The sequence below is a fragment of the Pseudomonas sp. BIC9C genome (genome assembly GCF_034541995.1).
GTDB lineage: Bacteria > Pseudomonadota > Gammaproteobacteria > Pseudomonadales > Pseudomonadaceae > Aquipseudomonas > Aquipseudomonas fluorescens_CC.
The window spans coordinates 484,986-511,570 of record NZ_JAWDGM010000003.1; the positions used below are offsets into that span (position 1 = coordinate 484,986).

Sequence of the window (26,585 nt, forward strand, 5' to 3'; positions counted from 1 at the left end):
GCGACAAGGCTTGGGGTTGAGCGACACACTTTTTTAGGCGCAGAATGGACGCCCTTGGGGTCTTACCTCGCCAGCTAGAAAAGGAAACTCGATGACTCGTCTTCGTGCCATCTGTACCGCCGTTGCTTTGGTCTGCGCCAGCGGCCAGGTTCTTGCCGACACCGCCAGCCATAACGCCAGTGCCGAGGCTTTCCTGACCATGGCGCACGCTGACAAACTGGGCACCCCGGTGTACATGCAAGTACAGCAGATGTTTGCCCAGCGTTTCGAACAGAGCAAAGCGCCTGAGTCGAAAAAAGCCTTGCTGGAAACCTACCAGGCCAAGGCGAAGGCCGCTCTGGACCAGGCCATTGGCTGGAACAAGCTGAAACCGGACATGGTCAACCTCTACACCACCAACTTCACCGAGTCCGAGCTCAAGGACCTGGTGGCGTTCTATCAGTCGCCACTGGGCAAGAAAGTCCTGGAAAAAATGCCCCAGCTGACCCAGCAATCGGCCCAGATGACCCAGGCCAAGCTGGAAAGCGCGGTGCCTGTGGTCAACAAGCTACTGGCTGACATGACCGCCGAGCTGACGCCGAAAGACGCGGCCGCTCCAGCCAAGAAAAAGCCTTAAACGGAGTTCGGTATGACCATGCAACAACGCATCGAATCGACGCTGGCCTTGCTTGAGCCGGAGCATCTGCAAGTGCTGGATGAGAGCCATATGCATAGCCGTGGGTTACAGACCCACTTCAAGGCTGTGGTCGTCAGCACACAGTTCGAAGGCCTGAACCGGGTCAAGCGCCACCAGAAAGTCTACGCCACGCTCGGCGAGCTGATGGGCGAGTTCCATGCGTTGGCGCTGCATACCTACACGCCGGAGGAATGGGCCCGGATCGACGCCGCCCCGGCCTCGCCGACCTGTGCTGGCGGCAGCAAGCACTAAACCCCGGTTTTTTGCTAGAATCCGCAACGCGCCGCTAACCCGGCGCGTTTTTTTTTCGCATCCGGTTCACCCCTTACGAGGGTAGCCACCTGGAGATTTACCCATGACACAACAGATTGTCGTGGCGGCACTGTATAAGTTCGTCACCCTGGAAGATTACGTCACCCTGCGCGAGCCACTGCTGCAGGCGATGGTCGACAACGGCATCAAAGGCACGCTGCTGATTGCCGAAGAAGGCATCAACGGCACCGTGTCCGGTAGCCGCGAAGGCATTGACGGGCTGATGGCCTGGCTCAAGAACGACCCGCGCATGGACGATATCGACCATAAAGAGTCGTACTGCGACGAGCAGCCGTTCTACCGCACCAAAGTCAAACTCAAGAAAGAAATCGTCACCCTCGGGGTGGAAGGCGTGGACCCGAACAAAAAGGTCGGCACCTACGTTGATCCGCAAGACTGGAACGCGCTGATCAGCGACCCGGAAGTGCTGTTGATCGACACGCGTAACGATTATGAAGTCTCGATCGGTACCTTCGAAGGCGCCATCGACCCGAAAACCACCAGTTTTCGCGAATTTCCGGACTATATCAAAGCCAACTTCGACCCGGCCGTGCACAAGAAGGTCGCGATGTTCTGCACCGGCGGCATCCGTTGCGAGAAAGCGTCGAGCTACATGCTCAGTGAGGGTTTTGGTGAGGTCTACCACCTCAAGGGCGGCATCCTGAAGTACCTCGAAGAGGTGCCGCAGGAAGAAACCAAATGGCAGGGCGACTGCTTTGTGTTCGACAACCGCGTAACGGTTCGCCATGACCTGAGCGAAGGCGACTACGATCAATGTCATGCCTGCCGCACACCGGTCAGCGTCGAAGACCGCGCGTCAGAGCATTACGTGGCCGGCATCAGTTGCCCGCATTGCTGGGATAAGCTGAGCGAGAAGACCCGTCGCAGCGCCATCGACCGGCAGAAGCAGATCGAACTGGCCAAGGCTCGTAACCAGCCTCACCCGATCGGCTACAACTATAAGCAAGCATCCTCCGAGGCCTGAACCATGTCTGCACGTCTGCTCTATGTGATGGACCCGATGTGTTCCTGGTGCTGGGGGTTTGCCCCGGTGGCCAACGCACTGGTCAAGCAGGCGCAAGCCGCAGGCGTGGATGTGCACTTGATTGTGGGCGGTTTGCGCACTGGCAGCGGTGCAGCGCTGGAACCGTCTACCCGTCGCTATATCCTTGAACATTGGCAGGCAGTCACCGAGGCCACCGGGCAGCCGTTCAAGCTCGAAGGCGCGTTGCCCGACGGTTTTGTCTATGACACCGAACCTGCCTGCCGGGCATTGGTGACGGCCCGCAGCCTGGCGCCGGATTGCGCGTGGAAACTGCTCGGGCTGATTCAGCACGCGTTTTATGCCCAAGGTCGCGACGTCACGCAGGCCAGCGTGTTGGTGGAACTGGCGGAGCAGGCCGGTTTGCCACGCATCGAGTTCGCCGGTGCGTTCGATCGGGCCGATATGCACGCGGCCACTGCTGCCGATTTCACCTGGGTCCAGGACCTGGGCATTGCCGGTTTCCCCACACTGCTGGCTGAACGTAACGGCCAACTGGCGTTGCTGACCAATGGCTATCAGCCTTTGAGCGAGTTGACCCCGCTGCTCGGCCGCTGGCTGGAGCGTGCTGCCTGTGCATGATCTGCCCGAGGATGTCGCTACCGCTAAACGTGTCGACCGCCTGAGCTGGGCGGAAATCCGTCGCCTGGCCCTGCATCACAAGAAATCCCTGTGGATCGCCAACGGCGTGGCCGTGCTGGCGACCTTGTGCAGCGTGCCGATTCCCTTGCTCCTGCCGTTGCTGGTGGACGAGGTATTGCTGGGGCACGGTGATGCCGCGCTGAAGATCATGAACCACGCGCTGCCTGAAGGCTGGCAGAAAGCCGCGGGCTACATCGGCCTGATGTTGCTGGTGACCTTGACCCTGCGTTGCACGGCGTTGCTGTTCAACGTGGTGCAGGCGAAATTGTTCGCCGGGTTGGCCAAGGACATCGTCTACCGCATTCGCATACGCCTGATCGAACGGCTCAAGCGTATCTCGCTGGGTGAATACGAAAGCCTGGGCAGCGGCACGGTGACCACGCATCTGGTCACCGACCTCGACACGCTGGACAAATTCGTCGGTGAAACCCTCAGCCGTTTCCTTGTGGCCATGCTGACCCTGGTCGGCACTGCCGGCATTCTGATGTGGATGCACTGGAAGCTGGCGTTGCTGATTCTGTTGTTCAACCCGTTGGTGATCTACGCCACGGTGCAGTTGGGCAAGCGGGTCAAGCACCTGAAGAAGCTCGAGAACGACAGCACTTCGCGCTTTACCCAGGCGCTGACCGAAACGCTGGATGCCATCCAGGAAGTTCGCGCCGGCAACCGCCAGGGGTTTTTCCTCGGCCGCCTGGGCCAGCGTGCCCGGGATGTGCGCGATTACGCGGTGAATTCGCAGTGGAAAACCGACGCATCGAACCGGGCCAGCGGATTGCTGTTCCAGTTCGGCATCGATATTTTCCGGGCTGCGGCCATGCTCACGGTGTTGTTCTCCGACCTGTCCATCGGCCAGATGCTCGCGGTGTTCAGCTACCTGTGGTTCATGATCGGTCCGGTGGAACAACTGCTGAACCTGCAATATGCCTACTACGCTGCCGGCGGTGCGCTGTCGCGGATCAACGAACTGCTGTCCCGCGCCGACGAACCCGAGTACCCGGGCGGAGTCGACCCGTTCAACGGTCGCGAAACCGTCGGGATCGAGGTTCAGGGATTGAGCTTCGGCTACGGTGACGAACTGGTGCTGAGCCAGATGAATCTCTCCATCGCCCCCGGCGAAAAAGTCGCGATCGTCGGTGCCAGCGGCGGCGGCAAGAGCACACTGGTGCAACTGCTGTTGGGCTTGTACACGCCATTGGCCGGCACCATTCGTTTCGGTGGTTCAACCCAGCAAGAGATCGGCCTGGAAACCGTGCGGGAAAATGTCGCCGTGGTCCTGCAACATCCGGCCCTGTTCAACGACACCATCCGGGCCAACCTGACCATGGGCCGTGAGCGCAGTGACGAGGCCTGCTGGCAGGCGCTGGAAATCGCCCAACTGCACAACACGGTCCGGGATTTGCCCAACGGCCTGGACAGCATCGTCGGTCGCTCCGGCGTGCGCTTGTCCGGCGGGCAGCGCCAGCGCCTGGCCATTGCGCGGATGGTGCTGGCCGAACCGAAAGTGGTGATCCTCGATGAAGCGACTTCGGCGCTGGATGCCGCCACCGAGTACAACCTGCACCAGGCACTGGCGCGGTTCCTGAGCAACCGCACCACATTGATCATTGCTCACCGTCTTTCGGCGGTAAAACAGGCCGACCGTGTGCTGGTATTCGACGGCGGGCAGATCGCAGAGGATGGTGATCATCAGCAACTGATTGCCGACGGTGGTCTGTACGCCAAGCTTTACGGTCATTTGCAGCGAATGTAGCAAGACGACATCAAGGTTGCAGGGCGCCACTTCAAAACTATAAAAAACATTATCGCGACCGAATTCGATGGCCGCGATACTCCCTCCGGGCATAGCTTGTCGCTTGCCGGGACCGAAATCGCAACCTAGTCTAGCTAAAGCGATTTCGTCCGGAAGACGAGCTAGCGGTGCTAAATCAAGGGACCTCATGAATCAAACGCGGACTCTCGGAACGCCACGGTTGTTGGGCATCGTCTGGCCATTTATCGCCGTTGTGTTGTTTCAAGCCTTATTGGGTGGCGTTAGCCTTTATGTGCTGTCGGCGGTTCGCGGCTATGTTGCGGGCGAAAGCCTCTGGTCCAAGGGCCAGAAAGACGCCATCTATTACCTCAATCTCTACGCCGACAGCGCCGACGAAGCGATTTTTCATAAATACCAGAACGCCATTTCCGTGCCTCAGGGCGGGCATGAGTTGCGTGTGGCGCTGGATAATCAGCCGCCGGACATCGAGGCCGCACGTGTGGCGATCCTCAAGGGCGGCAATCATCCTGACGATGTCGCCAGTCTGATTTGGCTGTACCTCAACTTTCGTCACTTCAGTTACCTCGAAAAAGCCATCGACCTCTGGACCGTGGGTGATGCCTATCTGGTCCAGCTCGATGACATAGCACGGGAAATGCATCAGCACATCACCTCCAGCCCGGCCTCCGGTGCGGATGTGCAGCGCTGGAAGGAGCAGATTTTCGCCATCAATGACGGCGTGACGCCGGCAGCGAAAGCGTTCAGCGATGCCCTGGGCGAAGGTTCGCGGGTGATTCTGCGTCTGTTGTTGGTGACGAATCTGGCCACCGCCCTGGGCCTGATTGCATTGGCCTTGATGCGCACTCATAAGCTGCTCAAGCAGCGCCATGCCTTCGCCGATGCGCTGCAACTGGAGAAGGAGCGGGCGCAGATCACCCTGCAATCAATTGGTGACGGAGTGATCACCACGGACGTTTCCGGTGCGATTGCCTACATGAATCCGGCGGCCGAGGCGTTGACCCACTGGAAGGCCGAGCAGGCGACAGGATTGCCGCTGGCGGCGCTGTTCAACCTGCTGGATGAAAATGCGCAGACCGATGGTTTCACCCTGATCGAGCATATTCTCAGCGGCCAGCTCAGTGGCGGCAGTGAGCACTCCAGGCTGATTCAACGCCTGGACGGCAGCACGGTGTCGGTCACATTGGTGGGCGCGCCAATCCGCAATGCCGGTAAAGTCAGCGGGACGGTGCTGGTGCTGCATGACATGACCCAGGAGCGGCAATACATCGCCAATCTGTCGTGGCAGGCGACCCACGATGCCTTGACCGGCCTCGCTAACCGCCGCGAATTCGAATATCGCCTGGAACAGGCGCTGCACAACCTGACCCGCTACTCGGGTCGCCATGCCCTGATGTTCCTCGATCTGGATCAATTCAAACTGGTCAACGATACCTGCGGCCACGCGGCGGGCGATGAACTGTTGCGGCATATCTGTGCCTTGTTGCAGTCGGGGCTGCGTGAAGGCGATACCCTGGCGCGCCTTGGCGGCGACGAGTTCGGCATCCTGCTGGAGAACTGTGCACCGGAAGCGGCGGAGAAAATTGCCGAGAGCCTGCGCCAGACTGTGCAGAATCTGCATTTCGTCTGGAAGGGCCGGCCTTTCGTCACCACTGTCAGTATCGGGCTGGTCCATGTCGCACAGAATCCGACGACGCTCGAAGCCTCGCTGCGTGCTGCCGACATGGCATGCTACATGGCCAAGGAAAAGGGCCGGAACCGGGTCCAGGTCTATCATCCGGATGACTCGGAGTTGTCCCTGCGTTTCGGCGAAATGGCCTGGGTGCAGCGTTTGCACATGGCGCTTGAGGAGGACCGCTTTTGCCTGTACGCCCAGGAAATCGCCCCCTTGGGTCATATCGGTCAGGACGGCGGGCACATTGAAATTCTTCTGCGGTTGCATGATGAAGCCGGGCGGATGATCTTGCCCGACAGCTTCATTCCGGCCGCTGAACGCTATGGCCTGATGAGCTCGCTTGATCGTTGGGTTGTGCAAAACGTGTTCAAGATCATTGCCCAATGCCGAGCCGAGCAAGGTCATGGGCCGTTGGCCATGTGTGCGATCAATCTGTCAGGCACGACGATCGGGGATGAGGCATTCCTGGACTTCCTGCGCGAACAGTTTGTGACGTATTCGATTCCGCCTGAAATGATTTGTTTTGAAATTACTGAGACCAGTGCTATTTCAAATCTTGGCAGCGCCATTCGATTCATTAATGAACTCAAAGGCTTGGGATGCCATTTTTCACTGGACGATTTTTGTGCCGGAATGTCCTCATTCGCCTACCTGAAACATTTGCCTGTAGACTTCCTGAAGATCGACGGGAGTTTCGTCAAGGATATGCTGGACGACCCGATTAACCGCGCCATGGTCGAAGTGATCAATCACATCGGCCATGTGATGGGTAAGCGCACGATTGCCGAGTTTGTCGAAACGCCCCAGATCGAGCAGGCATTGCTGGAAATCGGGGTGGATTACGCTCAAGGGTATGTGATTGAACGCCCGCATCTGTTTACCAGCGATAGCTTGCTAAGTCGTCCTGCCAGGCCTCAGCCTCTGTTGTTCAGGGCACCTGGCACGTTCCGTTGAAACTCCTGTCGGTCTTACAATCACAATCCAAAGGAGCTCGACAGTGATCGACACATTCAACCGAACCGGACCGCTCATGGAAGCTGCAAGTTACCCTGCCTGGGCCCAGCGCCTGATCCAGGACTGCAGCGAGAGCAAGCGCCGGGTTGTCGAACACGAACTGTACCAACGCATGCGAGACAACAGACTCAGTGCGAAGACCATGCGCCAGTACCTGATCGGTGGCTGGCCAGTGGTCGAACAGTTTGCGTTGTATATGGCACAAAACCTGACCAAGACCCGCTTTGCCCGTCATCCCGGCGAAGACATGGCCCGTCGCTGGCTGATGCGTAATATCCGCGTCGAATTGAACCACGCCGATTACTGGGTGCACTGGAGTCGCGCGCACGGTGTCAGCCTGGAAGACCTGCAGGCACAGCAGGTTGCACCGGAGCTTCACGCCCTGAGCCATTGGTGTTGGCACACCAGTTCAGCTGACTCGCTGATCGTAGCGATTGCTGCCACCAACTACGCCATCGAAGGTGCGACCGGGGAATGGTCGGCGGTCGTTTGTTCCAACGGTATCTACGCCACCTCGTTCCCCGAGGAAGATCGCAAGCGTGCGATGAAGTGGCTGAAGATGCACGCCCAGTACGACGATGCCCATCCATGGGAAGCCCTGGAAATCATTTGCACCCTGGCGGGCACCAACCCGAGCAAATCCCTGCAGGTGGAGTTGCGCCAGGCTGTTTGCAAGAGCTACGACTATATGTACCTGTTTCTTGAGCGTTGCATGCAATTGGAGCATGCAGAGAGAGCGCCGGTCTTTCGTGAACGGATGGCACTGGTCGAAGGCTGATTCATAAATCACGCAATAAAAACTGTGGGAGCGGGCTTGCTCGCGAAGGCGGAATATCAGTGACATCCATGCCACCTGATACACCGCCTTCGCGAGCAAGCCCGCTCCCACATTGTTTTGTGTTGTGGCTGAAAAATCAGCCCGCCATCTCCAGCCGGTTACGACCTTCGCGCTTGGCCACATACAGCGCGCTGTCTGCCCGTCGCAACAGGCTTTCGGCAGACTCGCCGGGCAACAGGGTCGAACAGCCGAGGCTGACCGTCAGCAAGATCGCATGACCATCGGCCAGGTATTCTTCAGATTGCACTGCAAACCGCAGCCGTTCACCGACCATGGCCGCGGCCTCGCGGCTGGTGTTCGACAGCAGTATCAGGAACTCTTCACCGCCATAGCGAAACACCATGTCCACGTTGCGCAGCTGGTGTTTGATCGAGGCAGCGACCGCCTTGAGCACATCATCGCCAGTGCTGTGGCCATGGATGTCATTGACTTGCTTGAAATGATCGATGTCCAGCATCAGCACCGACAACGGTTGCAGATGGCGCCGGGACAGCTCGATTTCCCTTTGCAGCGTCTGGTCCATGGCGATGCGGTTGCCGGTGCCCGTCAGCGGGTCGCGCAGTGCGCTTTGGGTGGCGGTACGGTAAAGCAGCGCGTTGCGCATCGGGAAAAGCAGCGCGGCCAGCAGTGATTCGAGATTGCCCTGTTCCTGTTCGCTGAAACGCTGATTGCGGCGGAAAACCAGCTCGCCCAGGTGCTCGCCTTCGTGGCTAAGGCTGTAACTGATGGAATGGTGGCCGCGCTGGCCGAACTCCAGGCGCAGGTCGCTGCTCTTGTGCTGGTAGCACAAGGCGTCCAGCGGCACCAATCGTTGAATCTCGCGATAGAACGTTCCGAGAATGCGTTGCGGCTCCAGACTGGTTTGCAGCTGCAGGCTCAGTTGCTGGCGCATTTGCGCAAGACTGACAGGCCTTTCCAGAAGAGGCTGCTGCTGACCAAAGCCCAGGCGCTGCAATTTGGCACTATCGAAGTCAATTGCGTTGGTCTGGGAAGGTGGTTTCATAAGGCGTGCGCCCCTAAGCAGTAAGGCTGTCTTACAAGCAGGGTGAGAGCGGCTTAGGGCTGCGCGTCGTACTGGTCCGTCAGTCCCGTAGGACATTTCGTACAAGTTTAATCCGCTTTGTAGAAGATGAGTAACTTCTCCACTCAAGCTTCACCCCCCCGTCTGCTTTCACGTTGCGTGTTTGAGCAAACTTAGAGCGAAAGTCGTGCCATTCGGTTCATCTTAATAAAATATGTGTTAAATCAATTGGTTGCTTCTTGTCTTTGACCTGCAAGGCGCTTCGTGTGACGTTTGTTTGACAAGTGCCTGGCCTGAATTGGAGAGCCTTCGAGTGCCGCGGCGGGAAGCCGGCGCGGCAGCAGAAAAGCGACGTACGGTCGTTACTGGGCGTTGAACGCCTGACCATTGATACCGGTGCTGTCCGGGCCCATCAGGTAAAGGTAGACCGGCATGATCTCCTCGGGCGTCGGATTGTTCAGTGGGTTTTCACCGGGGTAGGCCTGGGCGCGCATGCTGGTGCGGGTAGCGCCCGGGTTGATGCTGTTGGAGCGTACCGGGGCCACGGTATCGACTTCGTCAGCCAGGGTTTGCATCAGGCCTTCAGTGGCGAATTTTGAGACGCCGTAAGCGCCCCAATACGCACGTCCCTTGCGGCCGACGCTGCTGGAAGTGAACACTACCGAGGCATCCTGCGACAGCTTGAGCAGCGGCAGCAGCGTATTGGTGAGCATGAACATGGCGTTGACGTTGACTTGCATGACCCGCATGAAGTTTTCGCCGGACAGCTGTTCGATCGGCGTGCGCGGGCCAATGATCGAAGCGTTGTGCAACAAACCGTCAAGATGGCCGAATTCGGTTTCGATCATCGCTGCCAGCTCATCGTATTGATGGGGCAGGGCGGTTTCGAGGTTGAACGGGATTACCGCCGGTTGTGGGTGGCCGGCGGCTTCGATTTCGTCGTAGACCTGGGTCAGGTTGGCTTCGGTTTTGCCCAGCAGCAGCACGGTGGCGCCGTGGGCGGCGTAGGTTTTTGCCGCTGCGGCGCCGATGCCGCGACCGGCGCCGGTGACCAGGATGACCCGGTCCTTGAGCAGTTCAGGGCGGGCGGAATAATCAAACATAAAAACCTCGACAAATCAGAATAGGGGCGACGCGATCCTTGTGGGAGCGAGCTTGCTCGCGATGGTCGTCAACGATTACGCGACAAGCCTGACACCCTGCGGCGTTCTCGGGTTTTTCGCGAGCAAGCTCGCTCCTACAAAAAAGCGGTTCGGCTTAGCAGCTACACAGGGCGCTATCGAGCACCTTGCGCAACTCCAGCGGATGATCGACCACTACGTCCGCTCCCCAGTGTCGCGGGTTGTCATCCGGGTGGATGTAGCCGAAGGTCACCGCAGCAGTCCTGGTGCCGGCATCGCGGCCGGACTCTATGTCGCGCAGGTCATCGCCGACGAACAGCACGCTGGCCGGATCCAGGTCGAGCATCTTGCAAGCGAGGATCAGCGGCTCCGGGTCTGGTTTGCTGTTCTTCACGTGATCCGGGCAGATCAGCAGCGCCGACCGCTCGGCCAGCCCCAGCTGTTGCATGATCGGTTCGGCGAAACGCAGTGGCTTGTTGGTGACCACGCCCCAGATCAGGTTGGATTTCTCGATATCGGCGAGCAATTCAGCCATGCCGTCGAACAGCTTGCTGTGAACGGCGCAACCCACGAGGTAGCGTTCCAGGAACTCCTGGCGCAATTCCTCGAACCCCGACGATTCCGGGTCCATGGCGAAGGTCACTGCGACCATTGCCCTGGCACCGCCGGAAATCTCGTCGCGGATGTGCTTGTCGTTCATCGGCGGCAAGCCGCGGTCGGCACGCATCGCCTGACAGATCGCAATGAAGTCCGGCGCGGTGTCGAGCAGGGTGCCGTCCATGTCGAAAAGAACTGCTCTGATAGGCATCGGCTTACTCCTCGCGCAGGGTCTGGATCATGTAGTTGACGTCCACGTCGGAGGCCAGCTTGTAGTGCTTGGTCAGCGGGTTGTAGGTCAGGCCGATGATGTCCTTGACGGTCAGGCCGGCCATGCGGCTCCAGGCGCCGAGTTCGGAAGGGCGGATGAATTTCTTGAAGTCGTGGGTGCCGCGCGGCAGCAACTTCATGATGTATTCGGCGCCGACGATGGCGAACAGGTACGCCTTCGGGTTGCGGTTGATGGTGGAGAAGAACACCTGGCCACCGGGCTTGACCATGCGGAAGCAGGCGCGGATGACCGACGACGGATCCGGCACGTGCTCGAGCATTTCCAGGCAGGTGACCACGTCGAATTGCTCGGGCATTTCCTCGGCCAGGGCTTCGGCGGTGATCTGCCGGTATTCGACGTTGACGCCCGACTCCAGCTGATGCAACTGGGCAACCGCCAACGGCGCTTCACCCATGTCGATCCCCATGACGGTCGCGCCGCGCTGGGCCATGGCTTCGCTGAGGATGCCGCCGCCGCAACCGACGTCGAGGACCTTTACCGGCCAGATTGACCCGCTCGTCAATCCAGTTGACTCGCAGCGGGTTGATGTCGTGCAGCGGTTTGAATTCGCTTTCGCGGTCCCACCAGCGATGGGCCAGGGCTTCGAATTTGGCGATTTCGGCGTAGTCGACGTTGCTCATGGTTTAAGTCCTCTAAAACTTGAAAAATCCTGTTGCCCCGGATTGTGCTCCAGGGTGCTTACGATTCGGTACGGCCGCTGATGCGCTGGCCCCAGGCCTTCGCAACAGTGCCTAGCTGTTGTTCATCAAGACGTGTCAGGCGACGGTCATCGAGCAACTGCTTGCCGGCCACCCAAAGGTGTTTCACGCAGTCGCGGCCGGTGGCGTATATAAGCTGCGAAACCGGGTCGTAGACCGGTTGCTGGGCCAGGCCGGAGAGGTCGAAAGCCACCATGTCCGCCGCTTTGCCGATTTCCAGCGAGCCGACCTGGGCTTCGATACCCAGTGCCCGGGCGCCGTTGAGGGTGGCCATGCGCAAGGCGCGATGCGCATCCAGCGCGGTGGCCGAGCCGGCGACAGCCTTGGCCAGCAGGGCTGCGGTGCGGGTTTCGCCGAGCAGGTCCAGGTCATTGTTGCTCGCCGCGCCATCGGTGCCGACCGCGACATTGACCCCGGCCTGCCACAAACGCTCGACCGGGCAGAATCCGCTGGCCAGCTTCAGGTTCGACTCCGGGCAATGAATCACATTGCTGTTGCTTTCTACCAGCAGCGCCAGGTCTTCATCGCTGATCTGGGTCATGTGAACCGCCTGGAAGCGCGGCCCCAGCAAGCCCAGGCGCGCCAGGCGGGCCAGTGGGCGTTCACCGCGCTGCTCGACCGATTGCTGCACTTCGAACGCGGTTTCATGCACATGCATGTGGATCGAGGCGTCCAGTTCCTCGGCGATCACCCGGATTTTTTCCAGGTTTTCGTCGCCTACGGTGTAGGGTGCATGGGGGCCGAAGGTGATCTTGATGCGCTCGTGGTGCTTGAGATCGCCAAACAGTTCAACGCCCTGACGAATGGCTTCGTCCGCGGTAGCGGCGCCTGGAATAGGGAAGTCGAGGATCGGAATCGCGATCTGCGCGCGAATGCCGCTGTTGTGCACGCGCTCGCTGGCAACCTTCGGGAAGAAATACATGTCAGAGAAACAGGTGATGCCACCTTTGATCTGCTCGGCGATGGCCAGGTCCGTACCGTCGCGCACGAAATCCTCGTCGACCCACTTGGCTTCTGCGGGCCAGATGTGGTTTTCCAGCCAGGTCATCAATGGCAGGTCATCGGCCAGGCCACGGAACAGCGTCATCGCCGCGTGCCCGTGGGCATTGATCAGGCCGGGGCTGAGCAACATGTCGGGCAACTCGCGGGTTTCGGTTGCGTTAAGCTTCAGCGCGGCGGAACGTGGGCCGATAAACACGATGCATCCATCACGGATGCCCACGCCATGTTCCTTGAGGACAACACCAGCGGGTTCGACGGGTACCAGCCAGGTCGGCAGCAATAACAGGTCGAGCGCAGCGGCAGTGTTCGGCATCGAGGGTCGGTTCCAGTGCTTTTGTAAAGGATGGCGAAGTATACCCGAGCGTCTTCGCCGGGGGATCGCTATAATCGGCGGCTTTTGTTCATGAGTGCGGGGTGAGGGATGCGCGATCGACTGTTGGCTGCGGAAAAGGTAAAGGCCATCGATTGGCGTGATGGCGCTCTCCATCTGCTGGATCAGCGCATTTTGCCGTTCGAGGAAACCTGGATCGCCTACACCAGTGCAGCCGGTGTGGCCGAGGCCATTCGCTCGATGGTGGTGCGTGGCGCGCCGGCCATCGGCATTAGCGCCGCTTATGGCATCGTGCTCGCGGCTCGTGCCCGGATTGCCGAAGGTGGCGACTGGTACGCGGCGCTGGAAGAGGATTTTGCGCTGCTGGCCGATTCCCGTCCCACTGCGGTCAACCTGTTCTGGGCGCTGGGGCGCATGCATGATCGGCTCGATCGCCTGAAAGACAATGCCGATCCGCTGGAGGTGCTGGAGGCCGAGGCCATCGCCATTCACGAAAGTGATCGCGAAGCCAACCTGACCATGGCGCAATTGGGTGTCGACCTGATCCGCAAGCATCAGGGCAATGCCCAGGCGATCCTGACCCACTGCAACACCGGCGCACTGGCCACGGGCGGCTTTGGCACGGCGCTGGGGGTGATTCGTGGTGCATACATCGAGGGCATGGTCGAGCGGGTGTATGTCGACGAAACCCGCCCATGGCTGCAGGGCTCGCGGCTGACCGCGTGGGAACTGGCCAATGAAGGCATTCCCGTGACCCTCAATGTCGATTCCGCCGCGGCGCATATCATGAAGACCAAGGGCCCTACCTGGGTCATCGTCGGCGCTGACCGGATCACCGCCAATGGCGACGTGGCCAACAAGATCGGCACCTATCAACTGGCGGTCAACGCCATGCACCACGGCGTGCGCTTCATGGTGGTGGCGCCGAGCTCGACCATCGACATGAACCTGGCCAGTGGCGATGACATTCCGATTGAGGAGCGTGATGGTCGCGAGTTGCTGGAGGTCGGTGGCAAGCGGGTCGGCGCGGATGTCGAAGCGTTCAATCCGGTGTTCGATGTGACACCGGCGGACCTGATCGATGCGATCGTCACCGAAAAAGGCATCGTCGAGCGCCCGGATACGGCGAAGATGGCGCAGTTGATGTGCCGTAAGCGCCTGCATTGATCTGTCTGGCGCCTGATAAATCGTCATCGCGGGCAAGTCGGATCGCCGCACCGCCGCTCCCACACTGTTCTTTGGCGTTCAAAAAAACTGTGGGAGCGGGCTTGCCCGCGAAGAGGCCCTAAAACCAACAAATCAGCTCGAATCAGTCACGAATTCTTCATTCAACACAGCTCTAAGCCCCTCTCGTCCCCTTCAAGCCTGTCATCGGTCAACTAACTACTCTCCATGCGCATCTAGGGGATAGGTGCGTGGCGGCTCTTGTGATAACATCCGGCGGTTTCCAGGGTTGCCCGAAGTGGCGACCCGTACTGCGCAGATCCATGGCATAACTCGTTGATTTGTCGTAAGTCGGTGCATGGCACTAAGCCTGTATCGACGAGCTTCGTTGGTCCTGACGAAGTTTCACCAGAAAAAGGAATCAGGCTTCTCATGGGCGAACTGGCCAAAGAAATCCTCCCGGTCAATATCGAAGACGAGCTGAAGCAGTCCTACCTCGACTACGCGATGAGCGTGATTGTCGGGCGGGCACTGCCGGATGCGCGCGATGGCTTGAAGCCCGTGCACCGGCGCGTGCTGTTCGCGATGAGCGAGCTGGGCAACGACTTCAACAAGCCGTACAAGAAATCTGCCCGTGTTGTCGGTGACGTGATCGGTAAGTATCACCCGCACGGTGATACCGCGGTGTACGACACCATCGTTCGGATGGCGCAGCCATTCTCCCTGCGCTACCTGCTGGTAGACGGCCAGGGCAACTTCGGTTCGGTGGACGGCGACAACGCCGCGGCCATGCGATACACCGAAGTGCGCATGACCAAGCTGGCGCACGAGCTGCTGGCTGACCTGCACAAGGAAACCGTGGACTGGGTGCCGAACTACGACGGCACCGAGATGATCCCGGCGGTCATGCCGACCCGTATTCCCAACCTGTTGGTCAACGGCTCCAGCGGTATCGCCGTGGGCATGGCGACCAACATTCCGCCGCACAACCTCGGTGAAGTCATCGACGGTTGCCTGGCGCTCATCGACAACCCCGAGCTGACCGTCGATGAACTGATGCAATACATTCCCGGTCCGGACTTCCCGACTGCCGCGATCATCAACGGTCGCGCCGGTATCATCGAAGCCTACCGCACCGGTCGCGGTCGCATTTACATGCGCGCCCGCTCGATCATCGAAGACATCGACAAGGTCGGTGGTCGTCAGCAGATCGTCATCACCGAACTCCCTTACCAGCTGAACAAGGCGCGTCTGATCGAGAAGATCGCCGAGCTGGTCAAGGAGAAGAAGCTTGAAGGCATCACCGAACTGCGCGACGAGTCCGACAAGGACGGTATGCGCGTGGTGATCGAGCTGCGTCGCGGCGAAGTGCCTGAGGTCATTCTCAACAACCTCTACGCCCAGACCCAGCTGCAAGCGGTGTTCGGTATCAACATCGTCGCGCTGATCGACGGCCGTCCGCGGATCCTGAACCTCAAGGACCTGCTGGAAGCCTTCGTCCGTCACCGTCGTGAAGTGGTTACCCGCCGCACCGTGTTCGAGCTGCGCAAGGCGCGCGAGCGTGGTCACATCCTTGAAGGTCAAGCGGTAGCCCTGTCGAACATCGACCCGGTCATCGCCCTGATCAAGGCGTCGCCAACGCCATCGGAAGCCAAGGAAGCGCTGGTCAGCACCCCTTGGGAATCCTCGGCTGTGGTGGCGATGGTCGAGCGTGCCGGCGCCGATTCGTGCCGTCCGGAAAACCTCGATCCGCAATACGGTCTGCGCGACGGCAAGTACTTCCTGTCGCCAGAACAGGCGCAAGCCATTCTGGAACTGCGTTTGCACCGCCTGACCGGTCTGGAGCACGAAAAACTGCTGGCCGAGTATCAAGAGATCCTCAACCAGATCGGCGAGCTGATCCGCATCCTCAACAGCGCCACGCGCCTGATGGAAGTGATCCGCGAAGAGCTGGAAGTGATCCGCGCCGAATACGGCGACGTGCGTCGCACCGAGATCCTCGATGCCCGTCTCGACCTGACCCTGGGTGACATGATCCCGGAAGAAGAGCGCGTCGTGACCATTTCCCACGGTGGCTACGCCAAGACCCAGCCGCTGGCTGCGTACCAGGCCCAGCGTCGTGGCGGTAAAGGCAAGTCGGCAACCGGCGTGAAGGATGAGGACTACATCGCTCACCTGCTGGTTGCCAACAGTCACACCACGCTGCTGCTGTTCTCCAGCAAGGGCAAGGTGTACTGGTTGAAAACCTACGAAATCCCAGAGGCGTCCCGCGCTGCCCGTGGCCGTCCGCTGGTCAACCTGCTGCCGCTGGACGACGGTGAGTACATCACCACCATGCTGCCGGTCGAGGAATACACCGAAGGTCACTACATCTTCATGGCCACCGCCAACGGCACCGTGAAGAAGACCCCGCTGGAATCCTTCAGCCGTCAACGCAGTGTCGGCCTGATCGCGCTGGAACTGGACGAAGGCGACGTGCTGATTTCCGCGGCCATCACCGACGGCGAACGCGAAGTGATGCTGTTCTCCGATGGCGGCAAGGTCACCCGCTTCAAGGAGTCCGATGTTCGCGCCATGGGCCGTACCGCCCGCGGTGTGCGCGGCATGCGCCTGCCGGAAGGCCAGAAGCTGATTTCCATGCTGATTCCAGAAGAAGGCAGCCAGATCCTCACCGCTTCCGAGCGTGGTTTTGGCAAGCGCACGGCGATCACCGAGTTCCCTGAGTACAAGCGTGGCGGTCAGGGCGTTATCGCCATGGTCAGCAACGAGCGTAACGGCCGTCTGGTCGGTGCGGTTCAGGTGCTCGACGGCGAGGAAATCATGCTGATTTCCGACCAGGGCACCCTCGTGCGCACCCGTGTCGACGAAGTGTCCAGCCTGGGTCGCAACACCCAGGGCGTGACCCTGATCAAGCTGGCCAACGACGAAACGCTGGTCGGGCTGGAGCGGGTTCAGGAGCCGTCGGAAGTCGAGGGTGAAGAGCTGGAAGGCGAAGAGGGTGAAGGGTTTGTCGGTGAAGTCGTGATCGACGACGTTGCCGAAGACCAGCAACTCGATGCCGCTGCTGACGAAGAACCACAAGAGTAAGTGGATATGAGGGGGCGGATGAAAATTCGCCCCCTTGTTGTTTGTCCGTAAAGAAATATCGACACCTCCGGAGATCCCTTGTGGGAGCGAGCCTGCTCGCGATGCAGGCGCTGCGGTGCGTCTGAAGTATCGCGGTGATGCAATCGCGAGCAGGCTCGCTCCCACAAATCCCTGTTCAACAGGGATCCGGTGTCGGCTGATAATGCGATTTATTGCGTGATACCCCCAAATCAGAGCGAGATTGGATGTGAGCAAGAGAGCCTATAACTTCTGTGCCGGTCCTGCGGCGCTTCCCGAAGCTGTCCTGCAGCGCGCCCAGGGTGAACTCCTCGACTGGCACGGCAAGGGTCTGTCGGTCATGGAAATGAGCCATCGCAGCGATGAGTTCGTGTCCATTGCCACCAAGGCCGAGCAGGATCTGCGTGATCTGCTGAATATCCCCTCGAACTATAAAGTGCTGTTTCTGCAAGGTGGCGCCAGCCAGCAATTTGCTCAGATTCCTCTGAACCTGTTGCCGGAAAACGGCTCGGCCGACTATATCGACACCGGTATCTGGTCGCAGAAAGCCATCGAAGAAGCTTCGCGCTACGGCCACGTCAATGTTGCCGGTACCGCCAAGCCTTACGACTATTTCGCCATTCCCGGCCAGAACGAATGGAAGCTGTCGAAAGACGCGGCCTATGTCCATTACGCGCCGAACGAAACCATCGGCGGTCTGGAATTCCAATGGATTCCGGAAACCGGTGATGTTCCGCTGGTCGCCGACATGTCTTCGGACATCCTGTCGCGCCCGATTGATGTTTCGCGTTTCGGCATGATCTACGCCGGTGCCCAGAAAAACATCGGCCCGAGCGGTATCGTCGTCAACATCGTTCGCGAAGACCTGCTGGGCAAGGCTCGTTCCCTGTGCCCGACTATGCTCAACTACAAGATCGCGGCCGATAACGGTTCGATGTACAACACTCCGCCGACCCTGGCCTGGTACTTGTCCGGTCTGGTGTTCGAGTGGCTGAAAGAACAGGGCGGCGTCGAGGCCATCGGCAAGCTCAACGAAGTCAAGCAGCGCACGCTGTACGGCTTCATCGATGCCAGCGGCCTGTACAGCAACCCGATCAACAAGTCGGACCGCTCGTGGATGAACGTGCCGTTCCGCCTGGCTGACGATCGTCTGGACAAGCCGTTCCTGGCGGGTGCCGACGAGCGTGGCCTGTTGAACCTCAAGGGGCACCGTTCCGTGGGCGGCATGCGCGCCTCCATCTATAACGCCGTCGACATCAACGCCGTCAACGCGCTGGTTTCGTACATGGCAGAGTTCGAGAAGGAACACGGCTAATGTCTGAGCAAGAACTCAAGGCACTGCGTCTGCGCATTGATGCCCTGGACGAAAAGGTCCTGGAGCTGATCAGTGAGCGTGCGCGCTGCGCCCAGGAAGTCGCGCGAGTAAAGATGGCCTCGCTGGCCGAAGGCGAAGTGCCGGTGTTCTATCGTCCCGAGCGCGAAGCTCAGGTGCTCAAACGTGTCATGGAGCGTAACCAGGGGCCGCTGGGCAACGAAGAGATGGCGCGGTTGTTTCGTGAAATCATGTCTTCCTGTCTGGCGCTCGAGCAGCCGCTGAAAGTGGCTTACCTCGGCCCAGAAGGCACCTTCACCCAGGCGGCGGCCATGAAACACTTCGGCCACGCCGTGATCAGCAAGCCGATGGCGGCGATCGACGAGGTGTTCCGTGAAGTGGCGGCCGGTGCGGTGAACTTTGGCGTGGTGCCGGTGGAAAACTCCACCGAGGGCGCGGTCAACCACACCCTCGACAGCTTCCTCGAACACGACATGGTGATCTGTGGCGAAGTCGAGCTGCGCATCCACCATCACCTGTTGGTCGGTGAAAACACCAAGACCGACAGCATCAGCCGCATTTACTCCCACGCCCAGTCACTGGCCCAGTGCCGCAAGTGGCTGGACGCCCATTACCCGAATGTCGAGCGCGTGGCGGTGTCCAGCAACGCTGAAGCGGCCAAGCGGGTCAAGGGTGAGTGGAACTCGGCGGCGATTGCCGGCGACATGGCGGCCGGCCTGTACGGGCTGACCCGTTTGGCCGAGAAGATCGAGGATCGCCCGGATAACTCCACGCGCTTCCTCATGATCGGCAATCAGGAAGTGCCACCGACTGGCGACGACAAGACATCCATCATCGTCTCGATGAGCAATAAACCGGGTGCGCTTCATGAATTGCTGGTGCCGTTCCACGACAACGGCATCGATCTGACACGAATCGAGACTCGTCCGTCGCGCAGCGGTAAATGGACCTATGTGTTCTTCATCGATTTCGTCGGCCATCATCGCGACCCGCTGGTCAAAGGTGTGCTGGAGAAAATCAGACAGGAAGCAGTAGCACTCAAGGTGCTGGGTTCCTACCCGAAAGCAGTTCTCTAAGGGGCGGTAGCATATGAGTGGCAATTTCCTCGCTCTGGCACAGCCGGGCGTGCAACAACTTTCGCCTTACGTTCCGGGCAAACCCGTGGACGAACTGGCGCGTGAGCTGGACCTCGATCCGGCCAGCATCGTCAAGCTGGCGAGCAACGAAAACCCGCTGGGCCCCGGCCCCAAGGCGCTGGCGGCCATCCGCGAGGCGCTGGCCGAGCTGACCCGCTATCCGGACGGCAACGGTTTTGCGCTCAAGACACTGTTGGCCGAACAGTGCCGTGTCGAACTCGATCAGGTCACGCTGGGCAATGGTTCCAACGACATCCTGGAACTGGTCGCGCGTGCCTATCTGGCACCTGGCCTGAATGCCGTGTTCAGCGAGCATGCGTTCGCGGTCTACCCGATTGTCACTCAGGCTGTCGGCGCACAGGCCAAGGTCATCCCGGCCAAAGACTGGGGGCATGACCTGCCAGCCATGCTGGCGGCCATTGATGCCAACACCCGCGTGGTGTTCATCGCCAACCCGAACAACCCGACCGGTACCTGGTTCGATGCTGAGGCGCTGGACGAATTCCTGCAGGATGTTCCGGAGCATGTGCTGGTCGTACTGGACGAGGCTTACATCGAGTACGCCGAAGGCAGTGATCTGCCGGATGGCCTGGACTTCCTGGCGGCCTATCCGAACCTGCTGGTTTCCCGCACCTTCTCCAAGGCCTATGGCCTGGCGGCATTGCGCGTGGGTTATGGCTTGTCCACGGCGGTGGTCGCGGATGTGCTGAACCGTGTGCGCCAGCCGTTCAACGTCAACAGCCTGGCTTTGGCCGCTGCCTGTGCGGCGTTGAAGGATGAAGAGTATCTGGCGCAGAGCCGTCAGTTGAATGAGTCCGGCATGCAGCAACTGGAAGCCGGTTTCCGTGAGTTGGGATTGAGCTGGATTCCATCCAAGGGCAATTTCATCTGCGTCGATCTCGGTCAGGTCGCAGCCCCGGTGTTCCAGGGCTTGCTTCATGAAGGGGTGATCGTGCGTCCGGTGGCCAACTACGGCATGCCGAATCACCTGCGCATCACCATCGGTCTGCCGGCAGAAAACAACCGCTTCCTTGAAGCGCTGAGCAAGGTTCTGGCTCGTGGTTGATGTCATTGCGCTGCAATCTGATGAACCTATGATCGGTCGCCTGGTGGTGGTCGGTCTTGGGTTGATCGGCGGTTCGTTTGCCAAGGGTTTGCGTGAAAGCGGTCTATGCCGAGAAGTGGTCGGGGTGGATCTCGATCCGCAATCGCGCAAACTCGCGGTCGAGTTGGGTGTGGTGGATCGCTGCGAGGAAGACCTGGGCGCTGCTTGTCAGGGCGCCGACGTCATTCAGCTGGCGGTGCCGATTCTGGCCATGGAGAAAGTGCTCGCGCGTCTGGCCGGCATGGATCTGGGGCAAGCGATCCTAACCGATGTCGGCAGCGCCAAGGGCAATGTGGTGCGCGCTGCCACCGAAGCATTTGGCAGTATGCCGTCCTGCTTTGTGCCGGGGCATCCGATTGCCGGTTCGGAGCAGAGTGGGGTGGAAGCCTCCAACGCCGAGCTGTTCCGTCGCCACAAAGTGATCCTCACGCCGCTGGAGCAAACCGATCCGGCTGCCCTGGCGGTGGTCGACCGTCTGTGGCGCGAATTGGGCGCCGATGTCGAGCACATGCAGGTCGAACGTCACGACGAAGTATTGGCTGCGACCAGTCATTTGCCGCACTTGCTGGCGTTCGGCTTGGTCGACTCACTGGCCAAGCGCAATGAAAATCTTGAGATCTTCCGTTACGCTGCGGGCGGTTTCCGCGATTTCACGAGAATCGCCGGTAGCGACCCGGTCATGTGGCACGACATCTTCCTCGCCAACCGCGAAGCTGTCCTGCGCACACTCGATACATTTCGCAGCGATCTCGACGCCTTGCGCGACGCGGTCGATGCAGGGGATGGGCACCAATTATTGGGCGTTTTCACTCGCGCCCGGGTTGCCCGCGAGCATTTCAGTAAAATCCTGGCCCGCAGGGCCTATGTGGACGCTATGAATTCCAACGATCTGATTTTCCTGGCTCAACCTGGTGGCCGCCTGTCCGGTCGGATTCGCGTACCAGGTGACAAATCGATTTCCCACCGTTCGATCATGCTCGGTTCCCTCGCTGAGGGTGTCACCGAAGTCGAAGGTTTCCTTGAGGGTGAAGATGCCCTGGCGACCCTGCAGGCTTTTCGTGACATGGGCGTGGTCATCGAAGGCCCGCATCACGGTCGCGTGACCATTCACGGCGTTGGCCTGCATGGTCTGAAGCCCGCGCCGGGCCCGATCTATCTGGGTAACTCCGGTACTTCGATGCGTCTGCTGTCTGGCCTGTTGGCTGCGCAGAACTTCGACAGCACCCTGACCGGCGACGCCTCGCTGTCCAAGCGTCCGATGAATCGCGTGGCCAATCCACTGCGTGAAATGGGCGCGGTGATCGAAACCGCCGCTGAAGGTCGTCCGCCGATGACCATCCGTGGTGGCAACAAGCTCAAGGGGCTGACCTACACCATGCCGATGGCCAGTGCCCAGGTTAAGTCCTGCCTGCTGCTGGCCGGTCTGTATGCCGAAGGCAAGACCACGGTGACCGAGCCGGCTCCGACCCGCGACCATACCGAACGCATGCTCCGTGGCTTCGGCTACCCGGTAACGGTCAACGGTGCGACCGCATCGGTCGAGTCCGGCAGCAAGCTGACCGCGACCCACATCGAAGTCCCGGGTGATATTTCGTCCTCGGCTTTCTTCCTGGTGGCGGCATCGATCGCCGAAGGTTCCGAGCTGGTGCTGGAGCACGTCGGTATCAATCCGACTCGTACCGGTGTGATCGACATCCTGCGCCTGATGGTGCCGACATCACCCTGGAAAACCAGCGTGAAGTCGGTGGCGAGCCGGTCGCCGACCTGCGTGTGCGGGCAGCTAAACTCAAAGGTATCGAGATTCCGGAGGCGCTGGTGCCATTGGCCATCGACGAATTCCCGGTGCTGTTCGTGGCCGCGGCCTGTGCCGAAGGGCGCACCGTGTTGCGTGGTGCCGAAGAGCTGCGGGTCAAGGAGTCGGATCGCATCCAGGTCATGGCCGATGGTTTGCTGGCGCTGGGCGTCAAGTGCGAGCCAACCCCGGATGGCATCATCATCGACGGCGGCCAGATCGGCGGCGGTGAAGTGCACGGTCATGGTGATCACCGTATCGCCATGGCGTTCAGCGTCGCTTCGCTGCGCGCCAGTGCCCCGATCCGCATCCATGATTGCGCCAACGTCGCGACGTCGTTCCCGAACTTCCTGGCGCTGTGCGCACAGGTCGGTATTCGCGTGGCGCAAGAGGCTCAGTCGTGAACAACATTGCACCGGTCATCACCATCGATGGGCCAAGCGGTTCGGGTAAGGGCACGGTAGCCGGGATTCTGGCCAAGCGCCTGGGCTGGAACCTGCTGGACTCCGGTGCGTTGTACCGATTGCTGGCCTTCGCCGCGCATAACCATGGTGTCGACCTGACCAATGAAGAGCTGCTGAAGAAACTCGCCGCTCATCTGGATGTGCAGTTCATCGCGGCGACGGACGGTCAGTTGCAACGCATCATCCTGGAAGGTGATGAAGTCAGCGATGTCATTCGCACCGAAAGCGTCGGTTCCGGCGCTTCCCAGGTGGCTGCGCTGCCCGCTGTACGCGAGGCGCTGCTGCAGCGCCAGCGAGCTTTTCAGGAAGCGCCGGGCCTTGTCGCGGATGGACGCGACATGGGCACCGTGGTGTTTCCCGACGCGCCGCTGAAGATTTTTCTGACCGCCAGCGCCGAGGAGCGGGCGCGCCGTCGATATTTGCAGTTGAAGGGCAAGGTCGAGGGTGTTAGTCTGTCGAGTCTGCTAGATGAGATACGTGCGCGCGATGAGCGTGACACCCAGCGAGCGGTAGCCCCGCTCAAACCGGCGGCTGACGCCATACAGCTGGATTCCACGGAATTGTCCATCGACCAGGTGCTGGAACGCATCATGAGCGAGATCGCCATCCGCGATATCGCCGGGTGACCAAGAAGGCCGCAGGGGACCAGTCATAGTCCTGCGGTGGCTTCTTTTAAATGAAACTAACCCACACCGTCTGGGGTGTGGAGATGGGCGTATTCTTCGCCCTCATCAACAGGAATTAAAATGAGCGAAAGCTTTGCGGAACTCTTTGAAGAAAGCCTAAAGACCCTGAACCTTCAGGCAGGCTCCATCATCACCGGTGTTATCGTTGATATCGATTACCAGGCTCGCTGGGTAACCGTTCACGCTGGCCTGAAGTCCGAAGCACTGATCCCGCTGGAGCAGTTCTACAACGACGCTGGCGAACTGAACATCAACGTCGGTGACGAAGTTCACGTTGCTCTGGACTCGGTTGAAGACGGTTTCGGCGAAACCAAGCTGTCCCGTGAAAAAGCCAAGCGCGCTGAATGCTGGATCGTTCTGGAAGCAGCCTTCGCAGCCGAAGAAGTGGTCAAGGGCGTTATCAACGGTAAGGTTAAAGGCGGCTTCACTGTCGACGTTAACGGCATCCGTGCGTTCCTGCCAGGTTCTCTGGTTGACGTCCGTCCAGTGCGCGACACCACGCACCTGGAAGGCAAAGAGCTGGAATTCAAGGTCATCAAGCTGGACCAGAAGCGCAACAACGTTGTCGTTTCTCGTCGCAGCGTCCTGGAAGCCGAGAACTCCGCCGAGCGCGAAGCTCTGCTGGAATCCCTGCAGGAAGGCCAACAAGTCAAAGGTATCGTCAAGAACCTCACCGATTACGGCGCATTCGTCGATCTGGGTGGCGTCGATGGCCTGCTGCACATTACCGACATGGCCTGGAAGCGTATCAAGCATCCTTCCGAAATCGTCAACGTTGGCGACGAGATCGATGTCAAGGTTCTGAAGTACGATCGCGAGCGTAATCGTGTTTCCCTGGGCCTGAAGCAACTGGGTGAAGATCCATGGGTTGCTATCAAAGCCCGTTACCCGGAAAGCACTCGCGTTACCGCTCGTGTAACCAACCTGACCGACTACGGCTGCTTCGCTGAGCTGGAAGAAGGCGTTGAAGGTCTGGTACACGTTTCCGAAATGGACTGGACCAACAAGAACATCCACCCTTCGAAAGTCGTACAAGTCGGCGACGAAGTGGAAGTTATGGTTCTGGACATCGACGAAGAGCGTCGTCGTATCTCCCTGGGCATCAAGCAGTGCAAATCGAACCCATGGGAAGATTTCTCTGGTCAGTTCAACAAGGGCGATAAAATCTCCGGCACCATCAAGTCGATCACCGATTTCGGTATCTTCATTGGTCTGGACGGCGGCATCGACGGTCTGGTTCACCTGTCCGACATCTCCTGGAACGAAGTGGGCGAAGAAGCCGTTCGCCGCTTCAAGAAGGGCGACGAGCTGGACACCGTTATCCTGTCGGTTGACCCAGAGCGCGAGCGCATCTCCCTGGGCATCAAGCAACTGGAAAGCGATCCGTTCTCCGAGTACGTTCAAGAGAACGATAAAGGCGCCATCGTTAAAGGCATCGTGAAGGAAGTTGACGCTAAAGGCGCCATCATCACTCTGGCCGACGATATCGAAGCGACTCTGAAAGCCTCCGAAATCAGCCGTGACCGCGTTGAAGACGCGCGTAACGTTCTGAAAGAAGGCGAAGAAGTAGAAGCCAAGATCATCAGCGTTGACCGCAAGAGCCGTGTAATTCAGCTCTCGATCAAGTCGAAAGACGTTGAAGATGAGAAAGAAGCAATCCAGAGCCTGCGCGACAAGCCAGTAGCTACTGATGCTCCTGTGGCCACCACTCTGGGTGACCTGCTGCGTGCACAAATGGAAAAACAGAACTAAGTTCTGATTTTCTGTAAAAAAAGGGCGACTTCGGTCGCCCTTTTTTGTGCCCTGGATTTGGTGAGCTGCGCCCGGCTTTAGCTGCTCGAGTCGTGAACCAAAGCTGCTGAAAAAATGTCTGATTGTTTAGTCAGATCAAGCGCTTATTTGCAGCTAGTCTTTAGCCTGAGACTAATGATCGCCCGGTGGGCTTTCTGGCAAAAGGACGTGAATGAACAAGCTGATTGTCGCAGTAGCAGTGCTGGTGCTAGCGGGTTGTACTACCAATGCCAAAACTCACGCGGTGCGCGGGGTAAGTGGAGTTGAGGTTGATTGTTCAGGGCTCGGTTCGAATTGGGACAGGTGTTACAAGCGTGCGGCCAAGGAGTGCAAGGGGGCGGGCTACAAGGTTGTGGCGAGGTCTGATGATCTCAAGGAAGAGGAGGAGGTCTTTCCCTTCGGATTCAACCCGGCAGGTTTCCTGACACGCACTATGTTGGTGGTTTGCCGATGAGGTTGTGATGGCTCAAAGGTCTTCCCTCTTCCAGGGGAAAAACATTTTGGGGTAGGGATATGGATGGCAAAACTCGGGCTGTTCAAAATCATGCGGCCGTGCTAAAACCTTTGGAGCGCTGATCTAGCTGCTTGAAAAAGAAGGGAAAAATATGACGAAGTCGGAGTTGATCGAACGAATTGTCACCCATCAAGGGCTGCTCTCATCCAAGGATGTGGAGTTGGCCATCAAGACCATGCTTGAGCAAATGTCCCAATGCCTGGCTACTGGAGATCGTATCGAGATCCGGGGGTTTGGCAGCTTCTCCCTGCACTACCGCGCACCACGGGTCGGTCGTAATCCGAAAACCGGCCAGTCTGTCAGTCTCGACGGCAAGTTCGTTCCGCATTTCAAGCCAGGTAAAGAATTGCGTGATCGTGTAAATGAGGATGAGGAGGGTTTAGGTGGCGATGAGTTGGCGAGATAAAAGTCGCATCAAGCGATTCATGATCACAGGGCTTGTCTTGTTGATATCAATTGCATGCCT

20 protein-coding genes and 2 pseudogenes are annotated in these 26,585 nt (G+C 59.3%); 17 read left to right on the top strand and 5 right to left on the bottom strand.

From position 1 onward, the window contains the following. Positions 1-91 precede the first annotated feature (91 nt). The 7 genes from RS887_RS16850 to RS887_RS16880 all read left to right on the top strand — a co-directional run bounded on the left by RS887_RS16850 (position 92) and on the right by RS887_RS16880 (position 7,907). On the top strand, positions 92-616 hold the full coding sequence (locus RS887_RS16850) for a DUF2059 domain-containing protein (protein ID WP_322616223.1): 525 nt from the start codon (positions 92-94) through the stop codon (positions 614-616). Between the two features lie 12 nt (positions 617-628). Beyond that, entirely contained in the window at positions 629-928 is a 300-nt protein-coding gene (locus tag RS887_RS16855; RefSeq protein WP_111281784.1) for a BolA family protein, read from the top strand. Positions 929-1,031: 103 nt separating this feature from the next. After that, positions 1,032-1,973, top strand: coding sequence for a rhodanese-related sulfurtransferase (locus RS887_RS16860; RefSeq protein ID WP_322616224.1), 942 nt, complete (start codon positions 1,032-1,034; stop codon positions 1,971-1,973). A 36-nt stretch (positions 1,974-2,009) separates the two neighbouring features. Further along, on the top strand, positions 2,010-2,612 hold the full coding sequence (locus tag RS887_RS16865) for a DsbA family protein (RefSeq protein ID WP_322616350.1): 603 nt from the start codon (positions 2,010-2,012) through the stop codon (positions 2,610-2,612). Further along, positions 2,605-4,422 carry an ABC transporter ATP-binding protein gene (locus RS887_RS16870; RefSeq protein ID WP_322616225.1) on the top strand — a complete coding sequence of 606 codons (1,818 nt, stop codon included), beginning with the start codon at positions 2,605-2,607 and terminating at the stop codon, positions 4,420-4,422. Before RS887_RS16865 ends, RS887_RS16870 begins: the two co-directional genes overlap by 8 nt. A 187-nt stretch (positions 4,423-4,609) precedes the next feature. Next, positions 4,610-7,069 (top strand): EAL domain-containing protein, encoded by a 2,460-nt coding sequence (locus RS887_RS16875; RefSeq protein ID WP_322616226.1) that lies wholly within the window; start codon positions 4,610-4,612, stop codon positions 7,067-7,069. Positions 7,070-7,145: 76 nt separating this feature from the next. Beyond that, positions 7,146-7,907, top strand: a complete 762-nt coding sequence (locus RS887_RS16880; protein WP_416339975.1) for a TenA family transcriptional regulator — start codon at positions 7,146-7,148, stop codon at positions 7,905-7,907. A 136-nt stretch (positions 7,908-8,043) separates the two neighbouring features. On the opposite strand, the gene RS887_RS16885 is transcribed toward RS887_RS16880, so the two are convergent. From RS887_RS16885 to RS887_RS16905, 5 genes and pseudogenes are all read right to left on the bottom strand, one after another. Further along, a complete protein-coding gene (locus RS887_RS16885) occupies positions 8,044-8,970 on the bottom strand; it encodes a GGDEF domain-containing protein (RefSeq protein ID WP_322616228.1) in 927 nt (308 codons plus the stop codon). Between the two features lie 380 nt (positions 8,971-9,350). After that, on the bottom strand, positions 9,351-10,091 hold the full coding sequence (locus tag RS887_RS16890; protein ID WP_322616229.1) for a YciK family oxidoreductase: 741 nt from the start codon (positions 10,089-10,091) through the stop codon (positions 9,351-9,353). A gap of 154 nt (positions 10,092-10,245) precedes the next feature. Next, entirely contained in the window at positions 10,246-10,917 is a 672-nt protein-coding gene (mupP, locus tag RS887_RS16895; RefSeq protein ID WP_322616230.1) for an N-acetylmuramic acid 6-phosphate phosphatase MupP, read from the bottom strand. Between the two features lie 4 nt (positions 10,918-10,921). Further along, positions 10,922-11,618, bottom strand: a pseudogene (ubiG, locus tag RS887_RS16900) (bifunctional 2-polyprenyl-6-hydroxyphenol methylase/3-demethylubiquinol 3-O-methyltransferase UbiG). A 58-nt stretch (positions 11,619-11,676) separates the two neighbouring features. Then, positions 11,677-13,011, bottom strand: a complete 1,335-nt coding sequence (locus RS887_RS16905) for a TRZ/ATZ family hydrolase (protein WP_322616231.1) — start codon at positions 13,009-13,011, stop codon at positions 11,677-11,679. Positions 13,012-13,119: 108 nt separating this feature from the next. On the opposite strand from RS887_RS16905, the gene mtnA reads away from it, so the two are divergent. The 10 genes and pseudogenes from mtnA (at position 13,120) to ihfB (ending at position 26,525) form a co-directional block, all read left to right on the top strand. Further along, positions 13,120-14,196, top strand: a complete 1,077-nt coding sequence (mtnA, locus tag RS887_RS16910) for an S-methyl-5-thioribose-1-phosphate isomerase (RefSeq protein WP_322616232.1) — start codon at positions 13,120-13,122, stop codon at positions 14,194-14,196. Positions 14,197-14,625: 429 nt separating this feature from the next. Then, positions 14,626-17,280: a DNA gyrase subunit A gene (gene gyrA, locus RS887_RS16915; RefSeq protein WP_057400294.1), complete on the top strand. Its 2,655-nt coding sequence runs from the start codon at positions 14,626-14,628 to the stop codon at positions 17,278-17,280. Positions 17,281-17,527: 247 nt separating this feature from the next. After that, on the top strand, positions 17,528-18,613 hold the full coding sequence (serC, locus tag RS887_RS16920) for a 3-phosphoserine/phosphohydroxythreonine transaminase (protein ID WP_008017789.1): 1,086 nt from the start codon (positions 17,528-17,530) through the stop codon (positions 18,611-18,613). Further along, positions 18,613-19,707, top strand: coding sequence for a prephenate dehydratase (gene pheA, locus RS887_RS16925; protein WP_085717203.1), 1,095 nt, complete (start codon positions 18,613-18,615; stop codon positions 19,705-19,707). Before serC ends, pheA begins: the two co-directional genes overlap by 1 nt. Before the next feature lie 13 nt (positions 19,708-19,720). Next, positions 19,721-20,833 (top strand): histidinol-phosphate transaminase, encoded by a 1,113-nt coding sequence (hisC, locus tag RS887_RS16930; protein ID WP_322616233.1) that lies wholly within the window; start codon positions 19,721-19,723, stop codon positions 20,831-20,833. A 28-nt stretch (positions 20,834-20,861) separates the two neighbouring features. Next, positions 20,862-23,068, top strand: a pseudogene (locus RS887_RS16935) (bifunctional prephenate dehydrogenase/3-phosphoshikimate 1-carboxyvinyltransferase). Then, on the top strand, positions 23,065-23,754 hold the full coding sequence (cmk, locus tag RS887_RS16940) for a (d)CMP kinase (protein WP_007973641.1): 690 nt from the start codon (positions 23,065-23,067) through the stop codon (positions 23,752-23,754). Before RS887_RS16935 ends, cmk begins: the two are co-directional and overlap by 4 nt. A gap of 120 nt (positions 23,755-23,874) precedes the next feature. Then, positions 23,875-25,566, top strand: a complete 1,692-nt coding sequence (gene rpsA, locus RS887_RS16945; RefSeq protein WP_007973639.1) for a 30S ribosomal protein S1 — start codon at positions 23,875-23,877, stop codon at positions 25,564-25,566. Positions 25,567-25,777: 211 nt separating this feature from the next. Then, complete coding sequence (locus RS887_RS16950; protein ID WP_322616234.1) at positions 25,778-26,059, top strand: hypothetical protein; 282 nt, start codon at positions 25,778-25,780, stop codon at positions 26,057-26,059. Positions 26,060-26,210: 151 nt separating this feature from the next. Continuing rightward, positions 26,211-26,525: an integration host factor subunit beta gene (gene ihfB / locus RS887_RS16955; RefSeq protein WP_322616235.1), complete on the top strand. Its 315-nt coding sequence runs from the start codon at positions 26,211-26,213 to the stop codon at positions 26,523-26,525. Positions 26,526-26,585 lie beyond the last annotated feature (60 nt).